Consider the following 3,165-nt stretch of genomic DNA (forward strand, 5'->3'; position numbering starts at 1 on the left):
GCCTCGGCCGATTCCGTCACCGGGTCCCCATCGCGCTCCGCCTCACCCGATTCCGCGGCCGGGGGCTCAGGGGCGTCGGCGCCGAATTCCTGTGCCGCGCCCGGCTGTTCCGCACCGGCCAGCGGCGAAGAGGCGGGACGCGGCGGAACGGAAGGACGCGGAGGTGCCGCAGGCGGTGGCGGTGCCGTCGGCCGCGGCGGCGCGACCGCTCCGGCCGGGGACGTGGACGGACGGCCCGGCGCGGCAGGCGCGCCCTCGGGCGCAGCCGTGGCCGTGGCCGTCGCCTCAGCGGCCGTACTCGCCGCCCCAGGCACAGCCGCCCCACCAACTGCCGTCTCCGGCCCGGCCGCAGGCACCGCACCCGGCACAACACCAGCCGTCGCCTCAGCGACCGTACTCGCAGGGCTGCCGGGCGCGGCACCGCCTGCCGGCACGGGGACGACATCGGGCGCGGCACCGCCTGCCGCCGGGAGCACGGCGTCGGGTACGGCAACACCCGTCGGCGCGGGGGCGGCGGGGGCGTGCCCCGCCAGCGCCTCGGCGAGCAACGCGTCGATGCGGCCGAGCCCCGCCTCGCGGGAAAGGTGCGCATCGACGTAGACGGGGCCGGCGGCGGCGAGTACGGCGGTGCGGGCGGTGTCGAGCGTGAGGGTCTGGACGGCTGCGAGCAACTCCCCCGGGGACTCGGGCGCGACGACGACGCCGGCGCCGGAGCGCAGTACCTCCTGGGCGGTGCCGCTGTCCGGGGCGACCGCGGCGAGCACGGGGCGGCCGGCCGCGAAGTAGGACGTGAGCTTGGACGGCAGGCTCATGTCGCGGACGGAGGCCCGCTGGGTGACCAGGAGGAAGTCGGCGGCGGCCAGCACCTCGGCGAACTCCTCGTCGGTGGCCGGGGCGAGGAAGTCCAGGTTGGGCAGGCCGCCCGCGAGGGAGCGCAGGTGATCGCGCTGGTTGCCGTCGCCCATCAGGACGACCCGGGTCTCGGGTGCCGAGCGCGCCGTCTCGACCAGCACCTCCAGGCCCTGCTTGAGCCCCATGTTCCCGGAGTGCAGCAGCACGGTCTGCCCGGGCCGCCACCCCAGCCGGGCCCGCATCTCCGCGCGGGGGCGCGAAGGGCGCCGTACATGCGACCAGTTCGGCACCACCCGTATCCGCTCGGGCGGCACCCCCATCGCGGCCACCTTCGGCACGAACGAGTCGTGGATCACCCCGACGAGCGCGGCGCGCCGCAGCGCGTACTTCTCGACGAGTCCGGCGGCGAGTCCGACGGGCCCGCCGCCGCGCATCCCGCTCTGCGCGGCCGCGGCACCCATCAGGTCCTGCACGATCGGTACGAACGGCACCTGGTGGCGCTCGGCCAGCCGCGCCCCGAGCACCCCGCCGGCCAGGCTCGGTATCTGCGCGAACACCACGTCGGGCCGCCCCATCCCGGCCGGCTCGTCGCGCCCGCCGCGCAGCACGCTCACCTCGAACGCGGCCCGGCGCAGGGCGGTCTGCCGCGCGGGCACCGCGTGTCCGCGCCGGTGCACCCGCACGCCGGCCCGGTCCTCCTCGACCCGCTGCACCCCGGCATACGCGGGATCGAGCTTCCACGCCGGGTAGTGCGGCATGCCGGTGAGGACATGCACCTCCGCGCCGCCGACCGCCCAGTGCTCGGCGATCTGCGTGGCGTACGGCCCTATCCCGGCGTGTTCCGGCGCGTAGTTGGTGGAGACCAGCAACAACCTGCGGCGCAGACCCGACGAATCCACGAAGCGTTCCTTCCCCCCGGGACCAACCCCCAGATCCAGACAAGTGCACACCCTAGTCGTTCGCTCCGCCACCACACCTGCGCTTGCCGAGCGTTGAAGTTCGGAGTTCCGCAAATCCCCCATTGACCGCGATACGTCCGGCTATCGTCTGAGACTCGGCAGCGCTGGGGAGCGGTGTACGGCTGGGGGTCGGATGATGCTGCACCGGGTCGGCTACGCGCCGGGGGTCTACGACCTCTTCCACGTGGGCCATCTGAACATCCTGCGGCACGCCCGCAGCCAGTGCGACTACCTGGTGGCGGGGGTGGTCTCCGACGAGATGGCCCAACTCGCCAAGGGCCGCAGCCCGGTGGTGCCGCTGGTGGAGCGGCTGGAGATCGTGCGCAGCGTGCGGTTCGTGGACGCCGCGTTCGTGGAGACCGTGCCGGACAAGCTGGAGACCTGGCGCCAGGTGCGCTTCGACGTGCTGTTCAAGGGCGACGACTGGCGGGGCACCGAGAAGGGGCGGCGACTGGAGAAGAAGTTCGCGACAGTCGGCGTCGAGATCGTCTACTTCCCCTACACCGTGCACACTTCCAGCACCCAGCTGCGCCGCGCCCTGGACATTCTCACCGGCCCCGGAGTCGGTCCCGGAGTCGGTCCCGGCTCCGGCTCCGGCAGCTCCGGCAGCGGCGCGGGGGCCGTGGTGGCCGGCATACCGCCGGTCAACCCACCTGACGCGGAAGCGCTTTGAGCTCGCGGAACCACTTCGTCAGGAAGGCCGCGAGGAACAGCACGTGCACCGCGAACAGCGCGGTGTACCCGTAGCGGAAGGCCCGTTCGCTGCCGAGCAGCAGGAACACCGCGCACATCACGCCGTAGTCGACCGGCAGCAGCGCGACCGCGCGCAGCCGTGACGGCGCCGCCGCCGGGCCGCCCGAACTCCCCTTCGGTTTCAGCTTGTCCGTCAGCAGACCGCCGAAGAATATGAGCACGGCGGCGAGTTGGAAGCCGAGCGGCACCAGCAGCCAGCTTTCGGCGGGCAGTTGGAAGTGACGGTAGAAGGTGACCAGCACGGCGGCGTGCAGCGCGGTGATCTTCGCGCAGTCCACCACGTGGTCCAGCCACTCCCCCGCCGGGCCGCCCTTCCCCAGCAGCCGGGCGAGTTGGCCGTCGGCGGAGTCGAAGGCGAAGCCGACGGCGAGTGCGGCGTAGACGGCCACGGCGAGCGGCCAGGACGGGTTCGCCACCGCCACCGCGGCGATCCCGGCCGCGCTGAACGCGGCGCTGATCAGGGTGACTTGGTTCGGGCTCAGCCCGGCCCGGTACGCCCCGGCCGCCAGCACCCGCCCCACCGGCCGGTTCACGTACCGCGAGTAGAGCGACACGCCCTTCGCGCTCTTCTGCGCGTCCCGCAGCCGCCGCAGCGCCTCGC

2 protein-coding genes and 1 pseudogene are annotated in these 3,165 nt (G+C 73.7%); 1 reads left to right on the plus strand and 2 read right to left on the minus strand.

Going from position 1 to position 3,165, the window contains the following annotated elements:
- Positions 1-530: 530 nt before the first annotated feature.
- Positions 531-1,736: pseudogene (locus AC13HU_RS34710) on the minus strand (glycosyltransferase); the annotation flags it as partial.
- A gap of 208 nt (positions 1,737-1,944) precedes the next feature.
- Here AC13HU_RS34710 and AC13HU_RS34715 point away from each other — a divergent pair.
- Positions 1,945-2,484 carry an FAD synthase family protein gene (locus AC13HU_RS34715; RefSeq protein ID WP_483045977.1) on the plus strand — a complete coding sequence of 180 codons (540 nt, stop codon included), beginning with the start codon at positions 1,945-1,947 and terminating at the stop codon, positions 2,482-2,484.
- Here the strand turns inward: AC13HU_RS34715 and AC13HU_RS34720 are convergent.
- Complete coding sequence (locus AC13HU_RS34720) at positions 2,456-3,157, minus strand: CDP-alcohol phosphatidyltransferase family protein (protein WP_483045978.1); 702 nt, start codon at positions 3,155-3,157, stop codon at positions 2,456-2,458. The two genes, AC13HU_RS34715 and AC13HU_RS34720, sit on opposite strands and share 29 nt — an antisense overlap.
- Positions 3,158-3,165 lie beyond the last annotated feature (8 nt).

Source organism: Streptomyces sp. NH27 (assembly GCF_056859195.1).

What these genes read in the sequence shown, in the direction of transcription:
- AC13HU_RS34715 (WP_483045977.1), top strand. Translation starts at nt 1,945, where the DNA reads ATGATGCTGCACCGGGTCGGCTACGCGCCGGGGGTCTACGACCTCTTC.